This is a genomic window from Chengkuizengella marina (assembly GCF_009910845.1).
Classification (GTDB): Bacteria; Bacillota; Bacilli; order Paenibacillales; family KCTC-33759; genus Chengkuizengella; species Chengkuizengella marina.
In genome coordinates, this window is the sequence record NZ_SIJB01000017.1 from 63,741 (window position 1) to 90,714 (window position 26,974).

The following is a 26,974-nucleotide window of genomic DNA, read 5'->3' on the forward strand; positions in this document are numbered from 1 at the left end:
TACATAAATATCTCTTCCTTATGAATAATATGCTTTCATCGATTGTACATTTATTCTTATAACATTCATTCTGACCTCTTATAAAATTATATATTATTTTGTATAACAAGGGGTATGCAAAATGTAAATGTATATTATCAAATTTGTTGATATTAGAGATGACTTGTTTTTATTTTATTAATCCCATTTAAATGTAAAACTTGCAATGATAAAGGATACTATCATCCAACCACTCAGTAACAGTGCTTCACTCCATAAAGTAGTTAAATCCGCACCTACATTCATAATTTGTCTAAAAGCTGTACTTAAATGAGCAATAGGTAGTGAATTTACAATAGGTTGCAAATAAGAAGGCATGTCATCAATTGGAAAAAAGACACCACCTAGAAACAATAACGGAAAGGAAATAAAGCCTGCTATAGGTCCTGCACTCTCTGGTGTTTTGGCTACTGAAGCAATAATAAAACCTATCGACATAAAGGTTAATGTTCCTAATACGACAAACATAATCAATAATAACCAAGATCCATTTACTTGTGTGCCAAAAATGAAACTTCCTACTAATAAAACAATTAGTGCTTGAAGACCGTTTAATATGAGTCTAGCTGTAATTTGAGCAGCGATAAAAGTGGATGCTTTTAAAGTTGTACTTTGCATTCTGCGAAGAACTCCTCGTTCCCTCCAAGATGCAATCTGGCCAGCTACACCATTTAGGTTATTTGACATGATCATCATCGCTACAATACCAGGAACAAGAAAATCAATGTATTGTAAATTTAATGATTGAAGTCCCTCTTGTTGTACTGTAATAACAGGTTCATATCCTGCCATCTGTTTACTAATCTGATCTACTACACCTTCAACTAATCCAATTCCTATCGTAGACCTTAATTGATCTGTTTCGTCGTAATATAAAATAATATTGGATGACCCACCTATAGCATTCACCTCATTACTATAACCTTCAGGTACGATTGCAATAAGTTGAATATCCCCTTGTTTAAGTTGTTCCTTTGCAATCGACTCATCCTTTGATAGTTCAAATTGTATGGAGACTGGGGCATCTATAGAGGTTTGATTTGATATTAATCCATCTACAAATATGTTGGAATCACTTGAATCATCCATATCAATGATAACACCTTGTAAAGAAACATCATTCCCTCCACCTATAAAGGAGCCAATCATAATCATTAAAAAAATTGGGAAAAATAGTGTCCAAAAAAGCACTTGACGATTTCGTGCAAATATTCTCAATTGTGCTATCGTTAACTGTCCATAACCCTTCATTCTTCTCTTAAGCTCCTTCCTGTCATATGTATAAATACATCCTCTAATGTAGCCGTTCTAGTTTGTAAATCTGCTAAGTTAATCTTTTTTTCTTCTGCTTGTTGTATTAAGTCTGTTAACGTTTCCTGTAATTGATCTGTATACAATATATAGGTATCATGATGTATATCTACTTGTTTAACAGCTGTCATATTACCAAACTCATGCTCAAGCAGCTTTTTATCTTCATCATTTAACAAATCCTCATTTGATAAATTAAACTCTACCGCACTTTGAGAGTCTAAGCTTTTAATTAACTCTTGCGGTGTATCTAAAGCAATGATGTTTCCTTGATCTACTAAACAAATACGATCACATAAAATGTGGGCTTCATCCATGTAATGTGTAGATAGTATGATCGTCTTCCCTCTCTCTTTTAATTTTAAAATAATATCCCATAACGTTCTTCTAGCTTGTGGATCGAGACCCGTTGTTGGCTCGTCTAAAAAAATGACTTTAGGATCATTAACTAAGGCTAAAGCAATGGCCAAACGTTGTTTTTGCCCTCCAGATAGATTTTTCACCCTATCGTTCATTTTTTCATGTAAATTAACACTTTCCAGCAAAGGTTCAATCTCTACAGGGTTAGGATAAAAACTTGCATACATTTGTGTTATTTCAATCACTTTTAACAAATCAAATAATGAAGTAGATTGAAGCTGAACACCTATGACTTCCTTTACTTTATTTAATTGTTTTTGAGTGTCAAAACCAGCAACTAAAGCCATCCCACCATCGGGTTTTCTTAATCCTTCTATCATTTCCATAGTGGTTGTTTTCCCAGCACCGTTTGGACCTAATAATCCAAAAACCTCACCTTGCTGAACCTCAAAACTAATTTTATTCACAGCAATGAATTGACCATATTTTTTAAACAGTTTTTCTATTTTGATAACAGGTTCATCATAAATGAATTCACTCATTCCTTCATTCCAACCTCCTAATATTTATATTACTAAATTATATCATTTCAAAAATTTAACATATACAATTACTGCTTCCTTGTTATAACTTTAGTAGGTTTACTTTAAAAGCCGAGTACCTCTAGTAACTTCTCACCTAATTTCCTATCTTCACCTTTGTAAGGATAACAATGAATATGAATGGCTGGATTAAAATTTAATTCTATAATGCTGTAGTTTTCCTTTAAATTTTGTGAATGATGATCTTTAATAATCATATCTACTCCGCAGATAGTAGCGCTTACGGTTTTTGCAGCAGATACGGCAATATCTTTATACGATCTAGGAATAACATCTGTAAAATCAATACTATCCCCACCTGTACTTATATTAGAATTTTCTCTTAAATAAACAATTTCTCCTATTTTGGGAATGGATTGAAAGTTTAACCCTTGACTGCTTAAAAACGTTTCTTCATTCTCCCCTAACTTGATTTTTTCTAATGGAGTTCTATATCCCTGACCTCTTAAAGGATTTTTATTTTTTTCATGTACTAAATTTCGTATGCTCGATATTCCATCCCCAGTTACATTTGCTGGAACACGATGCAGAATACCTACTACTTCATCTTTAATGACAAAAAAACGATATTCTTTCCCATTAATGAATTGTTCAATCAGTATGGAGTTATCATGATGAAAAGCAAGTTCAACAGCTCTTTTGTATGAGGCTAGAGAATAATCATTTTTTAAAATCGTAATACCCAATCCAAAATTTGTTGATTTTGGTTTAATTACGATCCCCATTCCGCTAAATTGATTGAAACTTGATAATGCTTCATCCATAGTTAAATAATGTTGTCCAATAGGGGCGTTTATACCTTGTTCAATCAGCACTTTTTTTGTTACTAATTTATTTTCCATCATTTGAATGGTGCTGTATGAATCCAATGAAGTTTTTGTTGCTTGTTTAATATATTCTTTCTTCATTTCATTTTTCAGCACAATAAAATTGTCATTCCGATCTAAAATCTCAAAATGTATACCTTTCTTAATCGAATCTTTTAATAATATTTGTGTGGAAAGCTCCATATCTTCATAACCTAAAAGATTGTATGACTTTGATTTACTTATATTCAAATATTGTTTTGCTTTATCCATATGAAATTGGATAAACGATTTTTCTCGAATAGCTTCTAAAATTAGTGATGAGGTACTTTTTTCAGGATGTTTAAATTTATATTTTGCATTATTAATGATTTGTTGAAAGTACTGCTTTTTTATACCTAGAGTAGAAATAAAAGTAAGCATTTCATCTAAGATTTCAATCCCCCATTCATGAATAGAAACAACTTCATGTACAGATTTAAAAAGCTTCAAGTTATGTTTTCTACCCAAACTAGCAGTAAGCTCATGATTAATTAGAGGAATCATCTGTGAATGCTCATTTTTATTTACTTCTTGTTTGAATAAACCAAATAAAATAAATAAATGAACAAAGTAAAGTGTGTTTAAATCTACACCAACGGTTAGAAAAGGATTTAAATCTAAAATTCTTAATTCTAAATAATCTACACCATCATATTCTAATGATGTTAATAAATCAGAACAGCTTTTTGATTTTAAACGAACAGGACTATAATATTCCTTCACACTTTGAATCTTTCCATCGTTGATCAATTTTTTTATATCTTTTACATACTCATCAACACTGTGATAAGATACATTCAATTCTCTTTCATTTCTATAACCACAAACTCCATTTCGAAAAGAACTAGCATATACAAAATATGAACTCTCTTGATCTAATTTCTCCATCATTTCTATACATTCCTTGTTATAACTTGAATGCACTCCTGGACTAGCACCAAATAAATAAATGAGCAACCATCTATATTTCAATATATGTCTACTGATTTGCAAATAAATATCGTTCTTGAACTGTTTATAAGTTTTATTGGTATTTTGTTCTTTGTAAATCTTCATTAAAAATTCCTCTTGAAAAGAAAAATTATAATGAATACCTGAAATCATTTGTTTCTTCTTTCCATAACCAACAGCTAACTTCTCTCTATATATCTCAGCCTCCTTTCCCTTTTTACTATCATCATATTTTGCGATTGGAATTTTCTCTTCTTCTGGAAGCATCGGAGGATTACTTTGTGGCCATAAATATTCATCATTCAGCTCTAAAGTAACAATATGATGGATATTTTCTAAGAAATGAAAACTTTCTTCAAGTGTCTGAAACATCGGAGTAATCATTTCTATTTGACTTTCTGAAAAATCAGTCGTAATAAATGGATGGGTTAACTTATTTCCAAAAACTGCAGGGTGTGGGGTTAGAGCAAGTTTACCTAATTCATTAACTCTTACATTTTCTTTCTCTAAACCAAAATTCCCACTTAAAAATTCATACTCAAGATTCAATTTTTGAACAATTTTATAAAATTCATTATCCACTAATTCTTTCACCTTCTTTCTGAATATGTAAGTATATATCATCCAGAGAAAGAATAATGGATGATATAAACTTGCATAATACAAGTATTAAATCGAAAATCACTTCAATGCAGCAACACAACATACTTCTGCTTTATTCATTGAAATATTTAGTAGTTCAATCGATCTTATAATCGTATCTCGTTCAAATTCACTTAATTGAGAAAATACTTGTTCAAGATAAATATTAAATTCTAGGTCTATTTTAGATTGTATTTCTTTCCCTTTATCTGTTAAAGACAAAATATGAATTCGATTATCTTTTAAATCAGGTGTTTTTTTGATTAAATTTTTGTCAATCAAATTCTTAACTTGACGACTAAAAGTTGTAATATCCATACTTAAGGCACTAGCAATATCTTGCATAGAAGGTTGGTTTTGACGATTAACTTCATATAATATATGACTTTGCACTAGTGATAGTTCCTTACCACAGCAATTTACACAAGATTGTTCGTTTAGAATACCAAACTTTCTAGATAAAATGAACATAGACTCCCTAAACTGATTCATTATTATCACTCCTAACATTTTCTATATCTTCTTAATATTTTAATTAAATCACTTGATTTTTGCAACTATATTTTTACCCCTTCCAAGATTTTATTAATATGTGTTCTCTTACAAAAAATATTCACTTGCATAACTTTCAAACAAAAAAGATAGTATAAAACTTATATTATCTTATACGGTCCTTTTCAAAATAGTTATTAAATTTCTCCACACTTCAAGCCAAAATATTTTAGTAAATCTGGATCTAGATCTATCATTTTTCTTTCTTTTTTAATATGAATATCAATTTCAATACCTGTATCATCTGAATTAAAAATAACTTTCGTTTGTAATTCTTTTATAGAATACCCTAAATAATTGCATATTTTATGAACTGTTTTGTTTGATACTTTCTTTCCTCTTTCCACTTTGGAAATAGAGGAAACTGATAAGCCGCTCTCTATAGATAATTTTTTTTGTGTTATTTGTTTCATTTCTCGAATTAAATAAATATTAATCCCTATCAGTTCTGATTTTGTTACTTCTCTATTTTCAATCTCCTTCATTTTATTAAGTATTTTTTGCGAAGGTTTTTGTAGAATCGTAGTTTTCATCATGATGTCTCCTTTAAAGCGAAGCTGGTTAGGTCCTATTAGGTTGTATGCTTTATAATTCTAATAGATTCTTTTTAAAATAACAATGTTTTCAATCATTTATTTTTCAGTATAGGTAACAGTTGTAAACATACCGCCTGTATTTGTAGTAGAATTATTGGATAAATGATGAGGAATATGACAATGTAATGGCCATATCCCTGGATTATTGGTATAAAACTGAGTATCATATGTTTCACCAGCACCTACTAAAATGGTGTTTTTCAAATATTGGTTACTCTCTAAAAAGGAATTGCCATCCGTAGCAGTAACTATAAATTGATGACCATGAAGATGGATTGGATGAGCATTCATTCCTAAATTGCCGATACGAATTCGTATGTTTTCATCTTTTTTAACGAGAAGTGGTATCGTATAGGGAAAGCATCTTCCGTTTATAGTAAAGAAATTTAAATCGTGTGATAGAGGCTCAAGGTTATAAGTACCAGGTGATAAAGTTCCTTTTTTCATCCCAATAACTGCAAACTCCTGCAACATCATAAAATAGTCTCTTTGGATGATTGATTGCTTTTGAGGTGGATCTAATATTATAAAAGTTCCACCTAGTCCCATCATTTCTTGTTTAGCTGTATGATAATGTGTATGATACATATGTGAACCTGGTGGATTAGTAATTTTAAACTGATAGTCAAAATAATGGTTTGGATCTATTCTTGGAGAAGGTTCTACTTCCGGAACCCCATCCATGACATTAGGTACATCTAACCCATGCCAATGAACACTTGTTGGTTCTGAAAGCTTGTTATAAACTCTTATATTTACATTGTCTCCTTGAAAAACCTGTATTGTAGGACCTGGGATATACCCATTATATCCCCATCCATTTATATACAACCCAGGCAGCAATTGTTGGGTGACGGGTTCGGCAACTAATAAAAAATGTTTAATCCCTTCTTTCAAAACGTAAGGAAGGTTTGGAATTCCTGGAGTAATAACCAATATCATCTCCCCCTTAATGTATTAGAAGAGCAGTAATTTAAGCTTTTGTTATATAGTATGTGCACTCTGTAACAAATAGGTCTCTAAAAAACATAGAAAGATCTTTAGAAACTAACATATTTCCTTACTTAAATTGTGAAAGAATATTCAATCATACAAGGATCTCCAAAGATAGAACGCAGCGTAAGACTCCCAGCCCTTCCATTGTTTCACCAGCCCCTCTATTTCATCAATGGATGGTTTTTGATTTAATCCTAATATTGCTTTTAATGCATTATGAATTCCTACATCTGCTACGGGAAATGCACTATTGATAGAAAAACATTTCATAATCGTATAATCAGCTGTCCATTTTCCTATTCCTCTAATTGAAGTAAGTTGATCCATCATTTTATCATAATGATTTTCATATCTTAGTTTTTTTTGATTTAAGGTTCCATCCGTTATCATCTTTGCAACCCCAATAATATACTCTGCTTTTCTTGTTGATATTTGCATTTCCTTTAAATCTTCAATATGAATTTCACATATACGATCCGACTTTGGAAAAATCCAATAATCCACGTTTTCATATGTAATTTTTTCACCATATGTCTGTACAAAACGTTTTTTTAAAGTATAAGCAAACTTCAAATTAATCTGTTGTCCGAGGATAGACCAACATAAGGCTTCAAATAAGTCATTGATTTTAATTAATCTTAATCCATAATATTCTTTAATAAGTACTCCCATGATGCGATCATTTTTCATAGAGGAATAAAATGGGGTCAAATCTGTATCAAAGTCAAACATATCCCATATATATTTTGCAGTTTGAGCTCTCATCCAGCTCGTTGGAATTCCATTTAGAAATGTAATGATCATTTTTTTATTAACACATGATATTTTAAATAACACAAATTTTTGACCAAATTTTAATAATTTAAAAACGTTATCTTGAACAACCTTATGTAAACATTCTTCTTCTGATTTTTTAAAATAAACCAAACATTCATTAAAATTAAATTCATTAGGTAATTCAATTTCTAACGTATCAATATAATCATCCCATTTGACATGAAAAACATTAGGATTACACAATTTACAAGGATGAAACCCCTTAGCTTCTGCCTCATTATATGAGTGAACAAATTCCGCTTGTTCAATTTTAGGCATGGTCACCTCACATGAGGTTAAACAATAAGTTTGAGTTAACTTATTACACATAAAAAAATCCCCATCATATGATGAATCATTATTTTTCATAATATGATACATCTCATCATGACTTAACTTATATTTCATGACTAATTCCTCATTTCTTTCAAACAATATATTATTTATAGTATATATTATATGGTTAAAATCAGCACTTACACATAGATTCATCCAAATGTCCCATAGGAATTGGACTTAGTCTTACATTATACAAAATCCACATTTATCAGTCTCATCATGGAATGTAATACCACAAATTAAAACGTTTCTTCTCAAATTGAGAAGAAACGTTTTATTATATGCATTTATTAAAAACTACTCTGTAGTAATAAATAAGATACTAGGTATGGTCAGGTACAGGTCTACTAATATAATGGATAATAACCTAATTCATATAATGATTGGGCCATCAAATAATAACCTTTACCGTTTGGATGAAATTTGTCTGATGATAATAATTCTTTTTCTCTTCCAACAAAAATTGGATATACGTTGGCAATTCCAATATTCTTACCTTCAAAACTTTGTATATGTTGATTAAACCGCCTAACCCAAGCTTCTGTTCCAGGTGTATTTGGGAATGGATTATATAAGTTTATGCCCCTTAAAATATAATTTTTTCTATTATATCTTTTTAAGCAATGGATTGTATCAATGATGTTGTCAAAATTACAATTAAATCGTTTTAGAGCTGTAGATAATACACTTTTATTTTTACTTCTTAAAAATTGTAGTGCAGCATTTTTCATATCATTCCCACCCACCGAAATGGTAATCAAATCAGATTGCCTGATTAAAACTTGAACCGGATCAGATTTAGTAACCATATCTAAAACATTTTCTGATGTTGCTCCAGACACACCCATGTTTTCACAAGAAATATATTTTTTTAATTCTTTACGTGTCATTGAAATATACCTAGGTACAAAACCATATTGCGGTGCCGGAGCGCCCACACCAACTGATAAGGAATCACCTAAAGCTAAATAGTTAATCAACTTGAATCATCCTCTCTAGCCTTTTGTATTAACCGTTCTATTTTGGTTCTATATCCTATGCATTTACTTTCTAATGGGTTCATGCCTATAAAAATATATGACCAGTATTGTTTTTTGTTCAAATCAGTTAGTAAAAAATAAAAAAATTCCTTCAAGAATGATGTACAAATTTATGTAAGTTAATTACAGAAATTATACACCTGTCTTAAGGAATTTTTAACGATTCGGATACAAGGATGAACTACTTTACATTCACTTTCGTGTTAAAGTAGTATTTTTTCAAATCACCAAAACTGATAAAAGTTTTTCGTCTTTCATCCCAAAGTTTGAAACGAAGTGATTTTAAACTTGAACCTATTTTAATTGTAGTTGCCTTCTTTAATACAGAAATTGATTTATGAACCTTTTCTAAATTATAATTAGGTATTTTTGAGCTCAAATGATGAACATGATGAAAGCCAATATTCCCAGTAATCCATTGTAAAATTTTTGGTAATTTATAATATGAGCTACCATCAATTGCTGCTTTAACATAATCCCAATTTTCTTCATCTTCAAAGTATGAATCTTCAAACTGATGTTGCACATAAAATAACCATACTCCCAATACTCCACTTACAAAAAGAATGGGTGCTTGTATCATTAAGAAAGCTTTCCATCCAATAACAAAACACATAAAAGCATATAAAATTATAATAAATAAATTTGTCAAATAAGTGCTGATTCGTTCTTTCTTTTTTGCATCTCTTGCATTAAAACGATTTAAAATAATTAATATATAAATTGGACCTAAACCAAACATTACAAGTGGATTTCTATACAATCTATATGCTAATCGTTTCCAAAATGAAGCTTTTACATATTCATCAACTGTAAGAACCCAAATATCTCCAGTACCTCTTTTGTTTAAATTTCCATTCGTAGCATGATGTATGGAATGCTCTCTTTTCCATTTTTCATAAGGAAACAAAGTTATTACTCCACTTATCGAACCAAGAACATCATTTTTCATTCGACTTTTGAAAAAGGATTGATGGCAGCAATCATGAAATATAATAAAAATACGTACTAGGAACCCTGAAGCAGGAATTGAAAACAAAAGAGATAACCAAAAAGAAACATTTAAACTTTGATACGCTGCGAACCAAAGGATAAAAAAAGGCATAAAGGTATTCAATATTTGCCTCGTACTAGATTTGGCACTAGATTTCTCAAAAGGGGCAAGCAATTTTTTAAAATTAATACGGTTTTTTTTATTCATCTTTTCCTCCTAAACAATTTAAAGTTAAATATTAGTTAGTACATTCTTTCTCATTCGTATTTTATTTACATAAGGTTAGACGTTAGATGAAGAGTTTCCACTTCAAATTGTTTAAATATTGAGTGTAAAATATACACACTCTATTAAATATGAATAAAAAATGGTAGTTTTTTATCACAATATATCTATTATACATTGTTTACTATTCAAAAACTAATTTTTGATATATCTTTTAATCCAATTTGGATTCTTTCCTGAAAAATCCAAAAATTCCTGTCGTTTGTACGATATTAGTAAATGCATTAGGATCTGTTTCACTTAAAACTTTCTTTAAGTCAAATAATTCATAACGAGTAATCACGATTAATAACATCTCTTTATCCTCTTTTGAATAGGAGCCTTTTGCAGGCAGCTTCGTTATTCCTCTAGACAGTTTTTCTCTTATCGCTACTTCTAATTGATCAGGTTTTGATGTAATAATCATTGCTGTTAATTTAATATGACGTGTGTGTATTGCATCAATTACACGTGTTGAAGCATATAAAGCGACTAATGTATAAAGTGCGTTTTGCCATCCATACAAAGCTCCAGCTGCTGTAATAATAGCACCATTTAAGATTAAGTAATATGTTCCTGCAGGTCGATCTTTCATTCTAGATAGGATCATTACAATGACATCCATACCTCCAGTAGAAGCACCCCACTTTAGTGTTAATCCAACACCTATTGCAGACATAACACCTCCAAAAACGGCATTTAATAAAATATCATTTTCTGCTACAGCATTGACAGGAATTAATTCCATAAACAAGGCTAATAACATAACACTAAAAAAACTATACAAAGTAAAAGATTTGCCCAAATATCTCCAACCCACAATTGCGATAGGTACATTTAATATAAATAATACAATACCTGTAGAGATAGGATATGGGAATGAAGTGAAATCTTCAACAACACTGGATATGAGCTGCGCTAATCCTGCAAAACCACTTGAATAAACATCAGCGGGTATTAAAAATAAATTAAAAGCGATAGCATTAAAAAATGCTCCTATAATAACGATACATGTTTTAATGATTCGTGCTTTGGTGATGTTTTTTTTCAAAAATGATAATATATTAAACTGTATTTTTTTTGTTTTTTTGCTAACCAAAATCTCCCTCCTAATCTCGCTCTGTTCAAAATCTTTAATTATAGTGATTATTTTGATTAAAAACTAATAATGTTAGTAATGAATATAACACCCAGAATTACTATACCTGCAAAAAGAAATAAAAGTCAATCATTTTTAACGTATTTGAATAAAAACACAAACTTTAAGATAACGACTTACAAACAAAAAAAGCTTACTATACGATGCAAAATAGTAAACTTATAGTACTATAAATTAGATTTGCACTTACTTTAATAAAAACCCTTCAATTAGAGGATCTGATGGGTCTACAACAAACTGATGCATACCTGTAATAAATGCTCTTCCACAAATATGAGGAACAATAGATTTCGTTTTCTTATTATGATCTAAAGATATACTACAAATGGTTCTAACACCTACGATACTCTCGAGGGTTATATGTTCTCCTATTCCTAGTTTTCCTTTATGATGAAGCTGAGCTAACAGTGGACCTGCTCCAGCTCCATATGGAGAACGTTCAATTTGTCCGTTTTCAAATATAGTCACATAACGTAAATTTGAATCACAATGATGAGGTGAATCTGAGAAAATGATTCCTTTAATCATTTGATTCTCTTCCTTTATCAATTTGAGTTCTTCAATCTCTTTTTTTATGATATGACTCCATTTTTTAAGTTCAGGAAGTTGATCTATATTAACGTTTAGACCTAAATCTGCTGCATTTATCGTCACGTAAAAAAAATCACTTAACACCAGATCTATTGTCAGCTCTTTTCCAAGTGAATGAATCACAATGTTATGTTTATATACATAAGCTGATAAATGGTTTAAAGAAACTTCTCTAACTTGCGATCCTTTACATACTGGATTCGTAATTACATTTCCAGAAGGAGTATCTATAATTACTTGTTTGTTCTCGTTTAATTGCACTATCCCCGTTTCCAACATGTACGTAGTAACTGCTATAATACTATGGCTACATATAGAGTTATCTTCATCATGATTTATAAATAAAACACCAAAATTTGATTCTTTAAATATAGGAGGAGTTATAATACATCCTTTCATACCAAGATGACCCCGTGGTTCACTTAATAGGATCTTCTTTACATAATCAAAATGTTCATTGAAATAACCTTGTTTCTCCAGCATCGTTTCCCCCATTATAAAAGGGATTCCTCCCGTAATTACCCGAAGAGGCTCACCAGATGAATGTAGATCGGTCGTCGTGAAATGTTTAATCATCTCCAAAACTCATCCACTCCTATTTATTAATGTTCTTCAGCAGGAGGGATAAGTAAAAATCCATCATTTAACTCATCCTCATCATGACTGAAAAAGGTATGGAATCCCATGACCCATGCAGACCCTGTTATTTTTGTAACAACTGCGGATAAACTCCCTACTTGAGTTTTTTCTTTAACTTTGGCTTTAAACAATGTACCAACGATACTCTCATGAATAAATTCTTCTTCCATTTTAATTTGCTCATTTGCAAATAAGGTTGCTAGTTTGGCAGAAGTTCCTGTCCCACATGGTGAACGATCAATTCCTCCAGGAGGCACAACAACAGTATTTTTCACATGAGCATCTTTATGGGATGGATCTGTATAAAACTCCACATGAGTACAACCTTGAATGAAAGGGAATTCAGGATGAACAATTTCAACTGTTCTATTGATTTCTTTTCGAATTTTAATCGCTGTTTCTATAATTCTCTCTGCATTTGAAGGGACTAAATCCAAATCAAGCTTCCTAGCATCTATAATCGCATAAAAATTACCTCCATAAGCAATATCACACGATACAAACCCAATTCCTTCTACAATGACCTCAATACTTTTATACAAAAATGAATCTATATTAAGAAAGGAAACTTCTTGTGCTTTTCCGTTTTCTATTAATATTTCAGTTTTCACCAATCCTGCAGGTGTATCTAATGTTAACATCGTTATAGGTTCTACAACATCCACCATACCGGATTCAATCATTGCCGTACAAAAACCAATGGTATCGTGACCACACATCGGTAAATATCCGCCTGTTTCAATATAAATAACTCCTAAGTCTGCATCTGGATGACACGGGTCAACAAGTAAAACTCCAGACATTACATCATGACCTCTAGGCTCAAACATCAACAATTTTCTAATCCAGTCATGTTCTTTTTTCATTTGCAACATTTTATCTGACATTGTTTTTCCAGATAATTTTGGAAGTCCGCTGATGACAGTTCGAGTTGGATTTCCACCTGTATGCGTATCTATCGTTTTAAACATCTTACTACTTTTCATAAATACACCCTCTTATGTTTGAATCGTGGACACATTTTGAAATCTACTAAAACGAATAGGATGAGTAGGAATGATAGTCTCACTTTTTTCCTGCAATAATTCTGTCATTAATTTCCCTGTAATCGCAGCTAAGCTAATACCATCACCTTCATGACCTGCAGCAATATAATAATTTGGAATTTGCTCTACAGGGGAAACAATAGGTAAATGATCAGGAGTCCAAGGTCTTAACCCTGCATAAGTACGAATCAGTAGGAAGTCAGCGATTTTTGGGTAAAATCGAATCGTTCTACGAGCAATGCAATTGACTACATCCAAATCTACCTTTGTGTTAAAACCAACAAATTCACGACTGCTTCCGATTAAAAAGTTCTGGCTCTCAGTCGGCTCAAAAACGAGTGCTACACCATATTTGTCTGTTTCCTCATCTACAGTTCTTTCTTTACCGAATTTAGACATCAAATAACCAAATTCCATCACTTTTCTCATGCCTACAGGCATATTTCTTGACGCAACGATGATATGACCTTTTCTCGGTTTAATGGGAATATTCAAATCTAGCATGTTTCCGATATATGGAGCCCAAACCCCACCAGCGTTAACTACTTTTTTAGCAATAATACTCCCTTGATCTGTGTTTACATGAAATAATCCAGTTTCCGAATTCCTTCTCATTCCTTTTACTTCACATCTCAGTTTTACTTTTGCTCCATAATGAATAGCTCCATGAAACAAAGAATAAGTAAACAAATAAGGATTAATGGTTGAGTCAGTCTCACATTCAAGTCCACCCAAAAGATCATCAGCAAAATAAGGTGATTCTTGTTTGATGTCACTTCGATCTAACATTTTGAATGAAAGACCTGCTTTTTTTTGCCTATCTACCCAGCTTTGAGCCGCTATCATTTCCTCTTCACTTTCACAAACTAAAATACTGCCCGGTGCCCTATATTCAAATTCTAGATCAAGTTCTTTACTTAATTGTTTTACTAGTTTCTGACTTTCTAGAGACATCTGACTGTCAAAGCCAGGTTCTTTGTCGATTGCTAGAATATTTCCATCGCAACGAGAAGAAGTTCCACAAGCAATGTCACCTTTATCAATGATGGTAACTTCTATTCCACTTTTTGCAGCATAATAGCCAATGGATGCACCTATTACACCGCCACCAATGATTAATACCTCTGTATTTCTACGTTCCATAGAAATCCCTCTTTTTCATTAAGCCCTTATCTTTAAAAGACATATACACTTTTTTACGACCAGTGCGTATATCAGGATGAAATTGAATTACAGCTTGATTACGAGTTTCTTCAACAGTTTGTATCGCTTGTTTTAATTGAACTTGGAATGCTTCTTTTTTATTTGACAAATCTTGTACCACTGAGTAACCAGCCACTGTACCTTGTTTCATGGCTACTTTAGCGCTTTCTATACCTGTAATATTTCCTGCAACATATAATCCTTCTAGTGGTGTTTTCATTTTTTCACTATGGACGGGGACATGACCACCTAATTCAGAAACATATTGAAATGGACAACCAGTTATTGCAGCTAACTCTACTAATGGATATAATCCTCCTGCAATACAGACAAAATCTACTGGTATAAATTCTTCCGTTGATACAATTGGCTCTCCATTTAAATCCACTTTTGCTACTCTAACACCTTCAACCTTTTTTTCTCCTACAATTTCAATCACTGCTTTTCGTAAATGAACTGGCATACCCCAAACTTTAATCCCACTTTTAGGATAAAACTTTAATGCTAGGGGGTGAAGAGATTCAGATTTCATTAATTTACTGCCAATTCGAATTAATTTTGATGGAGCTAAAGAAGCTACTTTTAACATAGATTTCATAGTTAATATTGGGTTTCCATGATCGCCAGTAGCAATATTTTTACCAGGTAGATACATACTAGAAACTTCAATTCCTGCCAATTGCAACTCTCTAGTAATGGCTGCTGACAAAATATTTATGCCTACGACTACTCCGCGATCTCCAACTTTCACTCTGTGTACATTTGTCATCACCTGAGCTGCTCCAATCGACATCACACCTGGGAGTGTCCAACCTGGTATAGGTATGGCTGTTTCAGCAGCACCAGTTGCTAACAATAGAGCCTTTGTTTGAAATTTCCCTTTTGTAGTATAAACTTTCCAGCTTTTATTCTGTTTTTTTATGTTGTAAACAGAAACACCACAATCGACTTCTACCTTTAACTGTTGAGCTTCATCATTTAGTTTTTTAGCTTCTTCAATTCCATTCCACCAAGTACCATCTGGTTCCTCATGTAATTGCCCAAGTAATCGCCCACCTGCTTTCATAAACTCATCAACAACTTTTACTTTTAAACCATTTTTGGCACAAACGTTAGCTGCGGATAAACCAGCAGGTCCTGCTCCTACGATGAATACATCTATCATAATGTCTCACCTTTCTTAAATGGCGTTGGCAATTTCTTTCCAGAATTCACGATCATCCCCTCTTCTATTAGTGATAGACATGCACGCACTGTTTTTTGATTACCTACGGTTACACGACATTCCATACAGTGACCAATATTACAGTAAAATCCACGTAAATTCCCTGATTCCTCATGACTGCGTAAAACACGTTCTCCATTTGCTAACATCGCAGCTGCTATCGTCTCTCCTTCGTAACCAATATACTCGTTATCATCAAAAGTAAAATGAATCTTTCCTCGCTCTTGTAAACGACCTAGAATAGGGTGATGCACAATTCTACTATTAGTCATGATCTTTTTCCCCCATTAATGAAAATGTAATTGGACGTATTGGAGCTTGATAGCCAAGTGGTATATCATGCGGTGTTGGTTCATTGGTGTACTTTTGTACAATTTCATCCACTAAAGCACGACATGTCCTTCCTGCGCATTGCCCCATACCAGCTCTCGTACGCAGTTTAAGCTCTCGCGAAGAACATCGATATGACTCTGCAGTATCAACTAATTGATCCAATGTTACTTCTTCACAACGACATATGATTATTTTACGGTCACTCATGACGATCCCCCTGATTTCTCTAAAAACAACATTAAGCGCATTCGTCACTTACCAATTAGGTTGGTGTATCCTGCGCTTAATATCATATTACGAAAGTTCAAAATTCTTGAACAAGCACTAATAGATTTGTTTTTAGAACGTGTGTTTAATTGCGCAAGTCTTAATTTCACTATAAAAACTCAAGGCAGCCTGTCCTTGCTCACGAGTATGTGAACTCGAGAGTTTCATACCGCCAAATGGCGCTTGATATTCTACCCCAGCTGTTTCCTGATTTACTCTTACCATTCCAGCATTTGCTTCATTTAAAAATCGATGTGCCTTAGATAAATCAGTTGTAAATAAAGAAGCACTTAGGCCATATATGGTTTGGTTGCATAGATCAATTGCTTCTTCAAAGTTTTCAGCCTGTAATGTCACTGCCACTGGTCCAAATATCTCCTCTTGCACTAACTGATGATTCGCCTGCACTCCAGATGCAATTAAAGGTTTAATGTAATATCCCTCTTCCGTAATGGAAGTATGACATTCTGCAATAATCTCTGCTTGACTACGAGCTATTTCAGCATACGAATTCACAATGTCAAATTGAGACTTTGAAGCAACTGGACCCAAATAAGCAGTTGGATCTAATGCATTGGTAATTTTGATGTGTGATACAGCTTTTTGTATCTGTTCGATAAAAGAAGGATAAATGTCTTTTTGCACAATAATTCTACTTGTTGCTGTACACTTTTGACCAGATGAACGAAAGGCACCACTGATCACCATTGGAATTGTTTTAGATAAATCAGCATCATTCAGAATAATTGCAGCATTTTTTCCGCCCATTTCTGTTTGATACTTAATATTTCTACTTGCACAAGTTGCTGCAATTTTTCTTCCTGTTTCAGTAGATCCAGTAAAACTTAGTCCATTCAATTCAATTTTTTCTAATAAAGTATCTCCTATTACTCTTCCTTTACCAATTACTAGATTTAATACACCTGCGGGCAATCCTGCTTCTTCAAAAATTTCTGCCATCTTAGTTGCAGTTAATGATGCAATTTCTGCAGGTTTCCAAATGACAGTATTACCACATATCAATGCGGGAGCAAACTTCCATATTGGAATCGCCACTGGAAAATTCCAAGGTGTGATGACACCAACAACTCCAAGCGGAACACGTTGTGAATACTGTAATACGTTGACATCACTGGACGGAATGATTGACCCATCGGCACGTACACCTTCACCAGCGTAATAACGTAATAAGTGAATTCCTCTGGTTACTTCACCTTTCATCTCAGTAATTGGTTTACCCATTTCAGAACTTGCTAGAGTAGCTAGCTCTTCACTATACTTCTCAAGAGATGCTGCCATTTTATACAAATATTCACTTCGAGCAGCTCCTGTAAGTTTTGACCATTGCTTAAAAGCTTGTTTGGAGGACTGCTCTGCTTGATATACTTGTGATTCGTCGGATAAGTGAATCACGCCTACTTCCTCTTGGAGATTTGAAGGATTTTTTACAACTGCAATCCTTTTGTTAGGCCTAATCCATTCTCCTCCTATCCAATTTTTACTTTCCATAGTTTTTATTCTCCTTTCTCTTAAACTTGTACTTCTTCTTTGCTTATCGCTAGTTCATAAGCTTCTTTAATTAGTTTCAATTCTGAGGCGGTTAAAGGTAAACGTGGTGGACGAGTAGGTCCAGCAGGTCTTCCTGCTAGTTCTAGGGTATATTTGATAGCTTGCACTAAATCAGGTCTAGCATCGTAATGGAATAAAGGCAACAGCTTACGGTATAATGGAAGTGCTTCTTCTGTTTTACCTTGTCTTCCTAATTCAAATACTTTTACACTCTCCTTAGGTAATGCGTTGGCAAATCCAGCAATCCATCCTGTTGTTCCCATTATTGGACCTTCGAAACCTAAATCATCTACACCAATTAAAATCTCTAAATCAGCACTTGCATAAATGTCTTGAACTCTACGAATATCCCCAGAGAACTCTTTTACAGCAACAACGTTTTCAATCTTAGATAATTTACCTAATAATTGCGGGGTTAAATCGGTCTTATAATCATGTGGATTATTATATGCAATAATGGGTAAACCCACATTTGAAATGGCTTCATAGTGTGCAATAATTTCGACTTCACTTGGATTATAATTAATCGGTGGAAGTGCCATGACCCCAGCTGCTCCAGCATCTTTTGCATGTTGAACCCAATAAACAACTTGTTCAGTTGAAGGCGCACCTGTACCTACAACAACTGGTACTCTGCCTGCTGCAGTCTCAATTACTGTTTCAACTACTTTCGCTCTTTCCTCCTTAGTCAGAGCCGCATACTCCCCGACAGACCCAGCTGGAATTAAGCCATGTACTCCTTCACGAATCAGCCAGTCACAATGATCTCTTAATCCCTGATAATCCACCTCATAATTTTGGGTAAATGGTGTAACAATGGCTACAAAAACACCTTCAAACTGTTTCATTTAAACCTCTCCTAACTATATATTGAGTTATAATTTTTTAACCTAGATTTTCAATATCCAAGTAAACAAAAGATCGTTAAATATGCTTCTACTAATCTTTTGTAACAATACTTAGATCTAGATCTAAGTTTGAACAAAACCAACCATTTCAAATGAATTGGATTGTAAAATGCTGATTTTGTTCAAACGATCAGATGTTTAATCTATCAAGCTTAGTAACCTGATCATAAAAATAATATTCTTGATTATCAATTACGCATATATTAATCATTAATCATGATCCGTGTATTTATCTACATTTCTACCCACATGATCTTCCATGGCTTTTCTTGCTTTTTCCTGATCGCGTTTTGTTATAGCATCCGTTATATTCTGTAAATCTATCGCTTGTTGCATTCTCCATTCTCTCGTATCTACTTTCTCAATACTCAAAGATGATTTCTGAAGTATGCCATGAGTAGCCATCATAATCGCAACACGAATTTTATTATGGGAAGCGTTTGCAACCTCTTCGTGAAACATAAGATCATATTCTACCAACTTAGACCAAGGAGTATCAAAAGTACTGGATTCATCTCTAAATAAATTTGTAATTTCCTGTAAACGATCCAGTTGCTCTTGTGTAGCTCTTTTGGCTGCTAAATATGCAGTTTGACTTTCAAAGTCTGTTCTGAATTCACCCAACTCTTCGGCAGTTGCTCCCCTAAAACGTATTAAAGCTTCAATAGATCTTCCTACTTGCTCCGGTTTAGGTTCTACAATGATAATTCCTCCTTTAACCCCTCTACGTACTTCTACCATTTTTTCAGCTTCTAATACACGGATTGCCTCACGTACAGTTGATCTGCTCACTTGAAACATTTCAGCCAAATCGCGTTCACTAGGTAAACGGTCACCACTTTTTAGCTGACCGCTATAAATTGCTTCTTGAATTTGCATTGCAATGTCTTCAAATCCTCTAACAGGTTGAACCTTATTAAAGATCCCTCCTAAATTTACTTTATCTTTCATAACGTACTCCTTATATATTGAAATATTTTAATAAAAGTCTAATGGTCTAACCATTTGTGATAATGATACAATACTCTTCATTTAGAGTCAAGAAAAAAATGAATATTTATTACATGAGATGTTATACAAAATATGATCAAAACGATAGTATTATACTCTTCACATTATATAATGTGAAAGTATTTTAAAAAAGGGACTGCAGACTCGTATAACAACATCTTTTATTTCATTAAAAGATATGTTACAAATAGACTTATGCCCATTAGAAGCAATTACATAAGGAGTGATAAATAAGCATGGTACAAATAAACAACCAAAGAACACAGTCTGATAACCAAACGATTTACATTATTGTATATTTGATGGGTTTTACTCATTTTCTTAATGACTTAGTACAAGCTATTGTACCTGCATTATATCCAATTTTAAGAGAGAGTTTGCATCTATCATACTTCCAAATAGGGATAGTAGGATTTATTTTAAGTATTACAACTGCGATCATACAACCGTTTATGGGTTGGTGGGGAGATGCACGATTTAGTCCATATTCACTACCATTAGGAATGTTATTTACATTGATCGGAGTTTTATTAATAGGTATCGTAGACAACTATTATTTACTACTTATTGGAATTATGTTCATAGGCATAGGATCGGCTGTATTCCATCCGGAAGGCTCAAGAGTTGTATATTATGCTGCAGGAAACAGAAGAGGTTTATCACAATCTATATTTCAGGTCGGTGGTAATTTTGGACAAGCATTTGCTCCTATTATGGCTGCATTAGTATTTGCTCCTTTAGGTAAATCAGGAACATTATGGTTTAGTATTGCAGTTATGATAGCCATACTTTTTCTACTGAAAGTATCAACTTGGTATAAAAAAACTTATAGTCATCAAGTTTTACAGAAAAAACAACTTGATCATCAAACATCCCATATCAGTAAAAAGAAAATAGGTTATGTTTTCTCCATTTTAGTTATATTTATTACAGCAAGAACATGGTATTATTCAGGGATCACAAGTTTCTATCAGTTTTATATTATGGAAAAATATCATCTTACTTTTAGTGATGCTCAAGTTTATGTTTTTCTCTTTTTATTTGGTGGTGTGTTAGGTACTTTTTTAGGAGGTACTTTATCGGATCGTTGGGGTAGAAAGAACATCATGTTATTATCTATGTTCGGTACAGTCCCCTTTTCATTAGCTCTACCATTCGTAAATCCCTTTTGGGCTATGTTACTTTGTTTCATGATCGGATTTATCATGCTTTCTAGTTTCACTGTTATGGTAATTTATGCTCAAGAATTAATCCCAAACAAAATTGGAACTGTCACTGGAATTATACTAGGGTTAGCTTTTGGTTTAGGTGCCATAGGATCAGGAGTTTTGGGATTAACTATTGAGAACGTTGGTTTAGATCAAGTCATGTATTGGTTAAGTTTTTTACCACTTGTAGGTATATTACTTTTATTTTTGCCAAAAGGAAATTAAACATCATCTATCGTTAAAAGCTGTATATTTTATAAATTCCCTTTCATAAAATTAGAAGAAGACCTAATAAGAAGAACCCTATTCATCTAAAGACAGGGTTCTTCGTTATTGATTATTTTAGTTTGAGTTTCTAAATAAATTATAATTTTATCTAAAAATCAGTATTTTCCCTACAGAGCGATCATCACTTTCTCCAGTAACACGAATTCTAAGGCCGTAATTAGGGATGTTACGCCCTGCGTCCGGTTGGCCAGAATTCAAATAGGATAGGCTATCATCGAATAATGGTGTTTGTTGAGTAAAGTTATCTGTAATATCAGCACCATACAAATAGTTATAATCAACATATAACTTTTCTGTTTTATTTAAACTAAACGCTGCATCATGTACTTGATAACGAGTTGAAGCAAGATATCTATCACTCCACATAATCGTATGCTGGTCTGCGTCGACAACTCCTAAAAAGCCGTCTCCTGGATGACTGCCTACAGCATTATTGTCTGCAGTATGATCTACGTACCATACAACAAGTCCAGGATCATATTGCATGATGCTTTTTCCAAACTTAATATGTGCTAACCCTTCGTCTACTCCTTCGTGATTTCTCCATTCAAGTAAATAATAGTGATCCCCATTAAATTTCCCTTCATTTAATTTAAAACCATCAAAGGAAAACGCTGATTCAGATTCAGCATCATCAAAAATGACAACCTCACCATCAACACTGATCACAATATCATCTATCCAAAATCCTAGTTCAATGGTGTTCGTATCTGTTAAGTAATTAAATTTCAATTCAATACTTTGCCCAACAAAATCAGACAAGTCAAAAATCCCATCAATCCATCCATTACTTTGTCCAGTAATTCCATGTCCCGGATTTCGATCTTCATAACCTTCTTCTGTAGTAATATTCCCAGGTATTGTAACCCAATCATCAGAATTTTCTTCTTTTACTTGAATAGAAGCGAAATCAAAATCTTGCTCGATTTCATACCAAGTTTTAAAAGTTAAGGAAGCTTCATTCGCATTAGATAAATCTACAGATGTGGTTAGAGAATGATTTAAATAATCACCTTTCCCACTATGATAAGCATAACTACCACTAAATGGCTCATTAATTTCAATCACTTTCTCAGGTAATTGAATTTTAACTGCATCATGATTTGTACCTTTAGAACTAGCTTGATCTATCAAAACTTCAATACCTTCACTATCAATTTCGTCTAAGTCAATTGTTGTTCCCGTTAACCAATTCCCACCTATAGTAGCTTGAATAAACTCTTTCGCGTAAGGACTAAATCCTGAAGGTTCTGTACCAGGTACCGTACCTGACCAACTTCCTCTAGCCATGATAGACCAATGAGAGATTGGTTCACCTAAACCTGAATTAGATGTATCGTACTCATCAGGTAATCCTAAATCATGACCATATTCATGTGCAAATACACCAGGTGCTCCACTCGCTGGTTGCATCGTGTAATCATATGCAGAAAATTCTGTTCCAGGTATATCATATACTTGTTCTAGATTCCAGCGATAAGACCATATTGCATCACTACCTAATCCACCTCCCCCATCATCTTCACCCACACTAGAGTGTACAATCATAAGATGATCTATAATTCCATCTGATTCGCGATAATTTCCATCTCCATCTAGATCATATCGATCTTCGATATCAAACTTCGATAAATCAACATCATCATCTTGTCCAACAGCATTTAGCGCCTCAAGGATAAGCTCCTTTCTATTTTTATCACGCACTCCATCAATGTTACCGCCATAGTAAGCTGCAGGATTTTGAGCTTTATACCAACCAGCTACTTCTCCTTCAATAGAATAACTTCCGCCAGATTGTTGTTCATAAAATTGCTTTACTGAGATAAATGTTTCTCCATTAGGTCCTATATAACCGTTTTCACCAAAGATTAGGTTCTCATAATGTTCTTTAGAATACTCATCATAATAATGATCTGTATCTTCGGGTTGAATAGAAGTTGCCGGATAATCAGGATATTCAATTAGTAATACTAATACATTATCAATTTGGGTTGAACCATCCCAGTTTTCAATTTCAATGGACTTTACTTCTTCAGCTAATCCTAATTTGTTACCCTTCCCTTTAACTAAAGGAGAGTTATTATATTGTTCTATTAAGTGTGCTTGTCTATGAACCTCATTTGAATACAGTTCCCCTTTTTGTTTAGTCAATGTATCCTCAAATTCTTGAATATATTGTTTTAATCGCAATTGACTTTCTTCTGCTGAAGCATTATCTGATATATAACCACTATCTTTCAACATTTCTATGACTCTATCTTCATTACTGGGCGATAAATGAGAGCTGTGAGAATATGAAGTTACATTAAAAGAGTCTGTGGAAAACTCAATAGGTTGACGTTCTATAGCTAATGCAGGACTTAAAATACTAATTCCTAATGCAAAAGCCATAGCAATAGTTAATATTTTTTTCATATTTAGATATATCCTCCCTTATATGTAAATATTAATTTCAATTTTTGTTTTTTCTATAACTATCACCTCTTTTATTTTCCATAATTTATAACTAGTTTCACCTCCTTTTTCTAAATATAGAAAGAGTAGTAAGCTTGATTATTAAACTATTTTTGTAATTAAGTAGCCTAAAAATGTTTACAAGTTTCCCTAGTATAAGCCAAACTAATTAGTCTTATGGTATGAAAATTTGTTAAATGTACCTATAAAAATTCAAAGTGATTTTAGAGGAAATAAAGTTGTCAGTAAGAAAGCTATATAAATCTCTATAATTGCATATTAGAGTTGTATATACCATTGGTATATTCTTTTAGTATGAATGAAAAAACAAAACAATAAATGACGTAATCAATAATGTAATTGCTGTGATGAGTGGGAGAAGTAAAGATTCTTTTCTTAAAGTTTGCTTTTTTAGTTTCAATTTTTGTTTTTCTTCAAGAACATCAGGAGCAACTTGATAATCCACCAAACTTTCATCCAATTGTTCCTTTGACGGTTTTTTTCTCCTAATCATGAAATGATATAAAGGTTGAAACCATCCACTGGAAACATAAAAAATTGCACTTATAGATAAAATAAAAATGCCAATCATAAATGAAACATTAATCAGTGTTAGATAAATGCTATTTTCAGAGAAATAGAAGCTATAGATGATACAAATAATCAATACTGATACAGGTGTGAAAATTCTTAATATTATTGGAAAGTTCAAAAATACACCTCCAAGTATTAATACAGATGACATGCTACAAAATGGCCATTCTCCACTTCTCTCAGGGCAGGAACGGTTTCTTGACATTCTTTTGTTGCGTGTGGGCACCTAGTTCTAAAATGGCAGCCACTCGGTGGATTCATAGGACTTGGTACATCTCCTTGTAATACAATGCGTTCTCTTGCCATTTCAACTTTTGGATCAGGAATTGGAATTGCTGACAACAGAGCTTGAGTGTATGGGTGAAGTGGTTTATTATATAACTCCACGCTTTCTGATACTTCAACAAGTTTTCCTAAATACATCACACCGATACGATCTGAAATATGTTTTACCATAGATAAGTCATGAGCTATAAATAAATAAGTTAGGTTTTCTTCTTCCTGTAAATCCTGAAATAAATTAACTACTTGAGCTTGAATAGACACATCTAGCGCTGAAATAGGTTCATCAGCGATAATAAATTTCGGTTTTACAGCTAGTGCTCTAGCAATTCCTATTCGTTGACGTTGTCCACCAGAAAATTCATGTGGATAACGATTTGCATGATTTTTCTTTAATCCAACTTTATTTAATAATTCAAGTACTCTTTCATACTTGCCGGCCTTATCTCCCTTGTACAATCCAAGTGCATCCATTCCTTCAGAAATAATTTCAGTAACTGTTAATCTTGGATTAAGCGAAGCATATGGATCTTGAAAAATCATTTGCATTTCACGATGTAAACTATATTTTTGTTTTTTATTCATTTTGAGAATATCTTTTCCATTAAAATGAATTTGACCTTTACTTGCATTATATAATTGTAGTATTGTACGCCCTGTAGTAGATTTCCCACATCCAGATTCTCCTACTAAACCAAATGTTTCACCTTCCAAAATTGAAAATGATACATCATTCACTGCTTTGAGCTTACGTCCTCCACCAACCTTAAACTCCTTGGATAGATTTTTAACATCCAATAATGTTTTTGATGATTCGCCCATTATATTGTTCCTCCTAAATGTACCGGTCTCTTTACTGTTGGGGCTGCAGGATCTTCTAACCAACAGTTTACTTTATGGGTTGAAGACAAAGTTGTTTCATCTGGATATTCCTCAATACAAGCCTTCATAGCGAATTCACATCGTTCTGCAAAGGGACAGCCTTTTGGAGGATGTATCAATTGTGGAGGTGTTCCAGGAATCGATGCCAACCTCCCATGTTCTTTGGAGTCAAGACGTGGTACAGATTCCAACAAACCCCAAGTATATGGATGTCGTGACTTATAAAAAATTTCATCTAATGTACCTTGTTCGATAATTTTACCTGCATACATGATGATTACACGTTGAGCTATATTTGCTACGACCCCTAAATCATGAGTAATTAACATAATTGAAGTTTCTAACTTTTTTTGTAAATCTTTCATCAATTCAACAATTTGAGCTTGAATTGTAACATCCAAAGCAGTAGTTGGTTCATCTGCTATTAACAATTTAGGATTACATGCCAATGCAATGGCAATCATCACTCTTTGCCTCATTCCCCCACTAAATTGATGGGGATAACTAAATATAAGTTTATCAGGATTGGGTAATCCAACTAATCCTAACATTTCTGTTGCTCTTCGTTTAGCTTCAGGTTTTGTTAATCCTTGGTGTTTTATTAACCCCTCTACTATTTGTCTTCCTATTTTCATCGTTGGATTTAATGATGTCATCGGATCTTGAAATATCATGGAGATTTCTGCACCACGAATTTTTTGCATATTATTTTCAGATTGAGTTGTGATATCTATACCTTCAAATAAAATGGAACCAGATTTATATCGTCCAGGGGGCATGGGGTTCAGGCCAATGATTGATTGTGATGTTACACTCTTACCTGAACCTGATTCTCCTACAAGAGCAACTACTTCCCCTTTTTTAAGTTCAAAATTGATTCCACGTATCGCTTCTACTTCTCCTTGAAATGTGTCAAATGAAAAGCTTAAATCTTTCACCTCTAACAGATTACTCATCGTCATTGA

Annotated in this window: 24 protein-coding genes; 1 reads left to right on the plus strand and 23 read right to left on the minus strand. The window is 33.1% G+C overall.

Going from position 1 to position 26,974, the window contains the following annotated elements:
- Positions 1-177: 177 nt before the first annotated feature.
- The 19 genes from ERL59_RS07195 to ERL59_RS07285 form a co-directional block, all read right to left on the minus strand.
- A complete protein-coding gene (locus ERL59_RS07195; protein ID WP_160645521.1) occupies positions 178-1,290 on the minus strand; it encodes an ABC transporter permease in 1,113 nt (370 codons plus the stop codon).
- Positions 1,287-2,252, minus strand: a complete 966-nt coding sequence (locus ERL59_RS07200; protein WP_160645522.1) for an ABC transporter ATP-binding protein — start codon at positions 2,250-2,252, stop codon at positions 1,287-1,289. Before ERL59_RS07200 ends, ERL59_RS07195 begins: the two co-directional genes overlap by 4 nt.
- A 104-nt stretch (positions 2,253-2,356) precedes the next feature.
- Positions 2,357-4,693: a bifunctional glutamate--cysteine ligase GshA/glutathione synthetase GshB gene (gshAB, locus tag ERL59_RS07205; protein WP_201763502.1), complete on the minus strand. Its 2,337-nt coding sequence runs from the start codon at positions 4,691-4,693 to the stop codon at positions 2,357-2,359.
- A 99-nt stretch (positions 4,694-4,792) separates the two neighbouring features.
- Positions 4,793-5,245: a MarR family winged helix-turn-helix transcriptional regulator gene (locus ERL59_RS07210; protein WP_160645524.1), complete on the minus strand. Its 453-nt coding sequence runs from the start codon at positions 5,243-5,245 to the stop codon at positions 4,793-4,795.
- A gap of 197 nt (positions 5,246-5,442) precedes the next feature.
- Positions 5,443-5,838, minus strand: a complete 396-nt coding sequence (locus ERL59_RS07215; protein ID WP_160645525.1) for a helix-turn-helix domain-containing protein — start codon at positions 5,836-5,838, stop codon at positions 5,443-5,445.
- Between the two features lie 99 nt (positions 5,839-5,937).
- Entirely contained in the window at positions 5,938-6,843 is a 906-nt protein-coding gene (locus tag ERL59_RS07220; RefSeq protein WP_160645526.1) for a multicopper oxidase family protein, read from the minus strand.
- A gap of 141 nt (positions 6,844-6,984) precedes the next feature.
- Positions 6,985-8,121: an Ada metal-binding domain-containing protein gene (locus tag ERL59_RS07225; protein WP_235929822.1), complete on the minus strand. Its 1,137-nt coding sequence runs from the start codon at positions 8,119-8,121 to the stop codon at positions 6,985-6,987.
- A 278-nt stretch (positions 8,122-8,399) separates the two neighbouring features.
- Positions 8,400-9,032 (minus strand): GDSL-type esterase/lipase family protein, encoded by a 633-nt coding sequence (locus ERL59_RS07230; RefSeq protein ID WP_160645527.1) that lies wholly within the window; start codon positions 9,030-9,032, stop codon positions 8,400-8,402.
- A gap of 241 nt (positions 9,033-9,273) precedes the next feature.
- The gene (locus tag ERL59_RS07235) at positions 9,274-10,293 is read right to left on the minus strand and encodes a fatty acid desaturase (RefSeq protein ID WP_160645528.1); all 1,020 of its coding nucleotides are present in this window, start codon (positions 10,291-10,293) and stop codon (positions 9,274-9,276) included.
- Between the two features lie 232 nt (positions 10,294-10,525).
- A complete protein-coding gene (locus ERL59_RS07240) occupies positions 10,526-11,389 on the minus strand; it encodes a YitT family protein (protein ID WP_160645565.1) in 864 nt (287 codons plus the stop codon).
- A 306-nt stretch (positions 11,390-11,695) separates the two neighbouring features.
- The gene (locus tag ERL59_RS07245) at positions 11,696-12,676 is read right to left on the minus strand and encodes a proline racemase family protein (protein WP_235929826.1); all 981 of its coding nucleotides are present in this window, start codon (positions 12,674-12,676) and stop codon (positions 11,696-11,698) included.
- A gap of 26 nt (positions 12,677-12,702) precedes the next feature.
- Complete coding sequence (locus tag ERL59_RS07250; RefSeq protein WP_160645530.1) at positions 12,703-13,725, minus strand: proline racemase family protein; 1,023 nt, start codon at positions 13,723-13,725, stop codon at positions 12,703-12,705.
- A gap of 12 nt (positions 13,726-13,737) precedes the next feature.
- The gene (locus ERL59_RS07255) at positions 13,738-14,928 is read right to left on the minus strand and encodes an NAD(P)/FAD-dependent oxidoreductase (protein WP_160645531.1); all 1,191 of its coding nucleotides are present in this window, start codon (positions 14,926-14,928) and stop codon (positions 13,738-13,740) included.
- A complete protein-coding gene (locus ERL59_RS07260) occupies positions 14,918-16,153 on the minus strand; it encodes an NAD(P)/FAD-dependent oxidoreductase (protein ID WP_160645532.1) in 1,236 nt (411 codons plus the stop codon). Before ERL59_RS07260 ends, ERL59_RS07255 begins: the two co-directional genes overlap by 11 nt.
- Positions 16,150-16,485, minus strand: coding sequence for a (2Fe-2S)-binding protein (locus ERL59_RS07265; protein WP_160645533.1), 336 nt, complete (start codon positions 16,483-16,485; stop codon positions 16,150-16,152). The genes ERL59_RS07260 and ERL59_RS07265 overlap by 4 nt, the downstream gene beginning before the upstream one ends.
- Positions 16,478-16,753 carry a (2Fe-2S)-binding protein gene (locus tag ERL59_RS07270; RefSeq protein WP_160645534.1) on the minus strand — a complete coding sequence of 92 codons (276 nt, stop codon included), beginning with the start codon at positions 16,751-16,753 and terminating at the stop codon, positions 16,478-16,480. Before ERL59_RS07270 ends, ERL59_RS07265 begins: the two co-directional genes overlap by 8 nt.
- Before the next feature lie 132 nt (positions 16,754-16,885).
- Complete coding sequence (locus ERL59_RS07275) at positions 16,886-18,322, minus strand: aldehyde dehydrogenase family protein (RefSeq protein WP_160645535.1); 1,437 nt, start codon at positions 18,320-18,322, stop codon at positions 16,886-16,888.
- 20 nt (positions 18,323-18,342) lie between these two features.
- On the minus strand, positions 18,343-19,230 hold the full coding sequence (locus tag ERL59_RS07280) for a dihydrodipicolinate synthase family protein (protein WP_160645536.1): 888 nt from the start codon (positions 19,228-19,230) through the stop codon (positions 18,343-18,345).
- A 270-nt stretch (positions 19,231-19,500) separates the two neighbouring features.
- Complete coding sequence (locus ERL59_RS07285) at positions 19,501-20,241, minus strand: FadR/GntR family transcriptional regulator (RefSeq protein WP_160645537.1); 741 nt, start codon at positions 20,239-20,241, stop codon at positions 19,501-19,503.
- Positions 20,242-20,537: 296 nt separating this feature from the next.
- Between ERL59_RS07285 and ERL59_RS07290 the strand changes: the two genes are divergently transcribed.
- Positions 20,538-21,734: an MFS transporter gene (locus ERL59_RS07290; RefSeq protein ID WP_160645538.1), complete on the plus strand. Its 1,197-nt coding sequence runs from the start codon at positions 20,538-20,540 to the stop codon at positions 21,732-21,734.
- 147 nt (positions 21,735-21,881) lie between these two features.
- Here the strand turns inward: ERL59_RS07290 and ERL59_RS07295 are convergent, their stop codons facing one another.
- From ERL59_RS07295 to ERL59_RS07310, 4 genes are all read right to left on the minus strand, one after another.
- Positions 21,882-24,212: an immune inhibitor A domain-containing protein gene (locus tag ERL59_RS07295; RefSeq protein ID WP_160645539.1), complete on the minus strand. Its 2,331-nt coding sequence runs from the start codon at positions 24,210-24,212 to the stop codon at positions 21,882-21,884.
- Positions 24,213-24,561: 349 nt separating this feature from the next.
- Positions 24,562-24,963 (minus strand): DUF3899 domain-containing protein, encoded by a 402-nt coding sequence (locus ERL59_RS07300; RefSeq protein WP_160645540.1) that lies wholly within the window; start codon positions 24,961-24,963, stop codon positions 24,562-24,564.
- A 17-nt stretch (positions 24,964-24,980) separates the two neighbouring features.
- Positions 24,981-25,949, minus strand: a complete 969-nt coding sequence (locus ERL59_RS07305) for an ABC transporter ATP-binding protein (RefSeq protein ID WP_160645541.1) — start codon at positions 25,947-25,949, stop codon at positions 24,981-24,983.
- Positions 25,949-26,965, minus strand: a complete 1,017-nt coding sequence (locus ERL59_RS07310) for an ABC transporter ATP-binding protein (protein WP_160645566.1) — start codon at positions 26,963-26,965, stop codon at positions 25,949-25,951. Before ERL59_RS07310 ends, ERL59_RS07305 begins: the two co-directional genes overlap by 1 nt.
- Between the last annotated feature and the right edge of the window lie 9 nt (positions 26,966-26,974).

Coding starts and splice junctions, on each gene's coding strand:
- ERL59_RS07280 (WP_160645536.1), bottom strand. CDS start 19,230: ATGAAACAGTTTGAAGGTGTTTTTGTAGCCATTGTTACACCATTTACC.
- ERL59_RS07220 (WP_160645526.1), bottom strand. CDS start 6,843: ATGATATTGGTTATTACTCCAGGAATTCCAAACCTTCCTTACGTTTTG.
- ERL59_RS07215 (WP_160645525.1), bottom strand. CDS start 5,838: ATGAAAACTACGATTCTACAAAAACCTTCGCAAAAAATACTTAATAAA.
- ERL59_RS07305 (WP_160645541.1), bottom strand. CDS start 25,949: ATGGGCGAATCATCAAAAACATTATTGGATGTTAAAAATCTATCCAAG.
- ERL59_RS07270 (WP_160645534.1), bottom strand. CDS start 16,753: ATGAGTGACCGTAAAATAATCATATGTCGTTGTGAAGAAGTAACATTG.
- ERL59_RS07255 (WP_160645531.1), bottom strand. CDS start 14,928: ATGGAACGTAGAAATACAGAGGTATTAATCATTGGTGGCGGTGTAATA.
- ERL59_RS07260 (WP_160645532.1), bottom strand. CDS start 16,153: ATGATAGATGTATTCATCGTAGGAGCAGGACCTGCTGGTTTATCCGCA.
- ERL59_RS07275 (WP_160645535.1), bottom strand. CDS start 18,322: ATGGAAAGTAAAAATTGGATAGGAGGAGAATGGATTAGGCCTAACAAA.
- ERL59_RS07285 (WP_160645537.1), bottom strand. CDS start 20,241: ATGAAAGATAAAGTAAATTTAGGAGGGATCTTTAATAAGGTTCAACCT.
- ERL59_RS07225 (WP_235929822.1), bottom strand. CDS start 8,121: ATGAAATATAAGTTAAGTCATGATGAGATGTATCATATTATGAAAAAT.
- ERL59_RS07210 (WP_160645524.1), bottom strand. CDS start 5,245: ATGAATCAGTTTAGGGAGTCTATGTTCATTTTATCTAGAAAGTTTGGT.
- ERL59_RS07295 (WP_160645539.1), bottom strand. CDS start 24,212: ATGAAAAAAATATTAACTATTGCTATGGCTTTTGCATTAGGAATTAGT.
- ERL59_RS07250 (WP_160645530.1), bottom strand. CDS start 13,725: ATGAAAAGTAGTAAGATGTTTAAAACGATAGATACGCATACAGGTGGA.
- ERL59_RS07245 (WP_235929826.1), bottom strand. CDS start 12,676: ATGATTAAACATTTCACGACGACCGATCTACATTCATCTGGTGAGCCT.
- ERL59_RS07310 (WP_160645566.1), bottom strand. CDS start 26,965: ATGAGTAATCTGTTAGAGGTGAAAGATTTAAGCTTTTCATTTGACACA.
- ERL59_RS07265 (WP_160645533.1), bottom strand. CDS start 16,485: ATGACTAATAGTAGAATTGTGCATCACCCTATTCTAGGTCGTTTACAA.
- ERL59_RS07290 (WP_160645538.1), top strand. CDS start 20,538: ATGGTACAAATAAACAACCAAAGAACACAGTCTGATAACCAAACGATT.
- ERL59_RS07235 (WP_160645528.1), bottom strand. CDS start 10,293: ATGAATAAAAAAAACCGTATTAATTTTAAAAAATTGCTTGCCCCTTTT.
- ERL59_RS07200 (WP_160645522.1), bottom strand. CDS start 2,252: ATGAGTGAATTCATTTATGATGAACCTGTTATCAAAATAGAAAAACTG.
- ERL59_RS07195 (WP_160645521.1), bottom strand. CDS start 1,290: ATGAAGGGTTATGGACAGTTAACGATAGCACAATTGAGAATATTTGCA.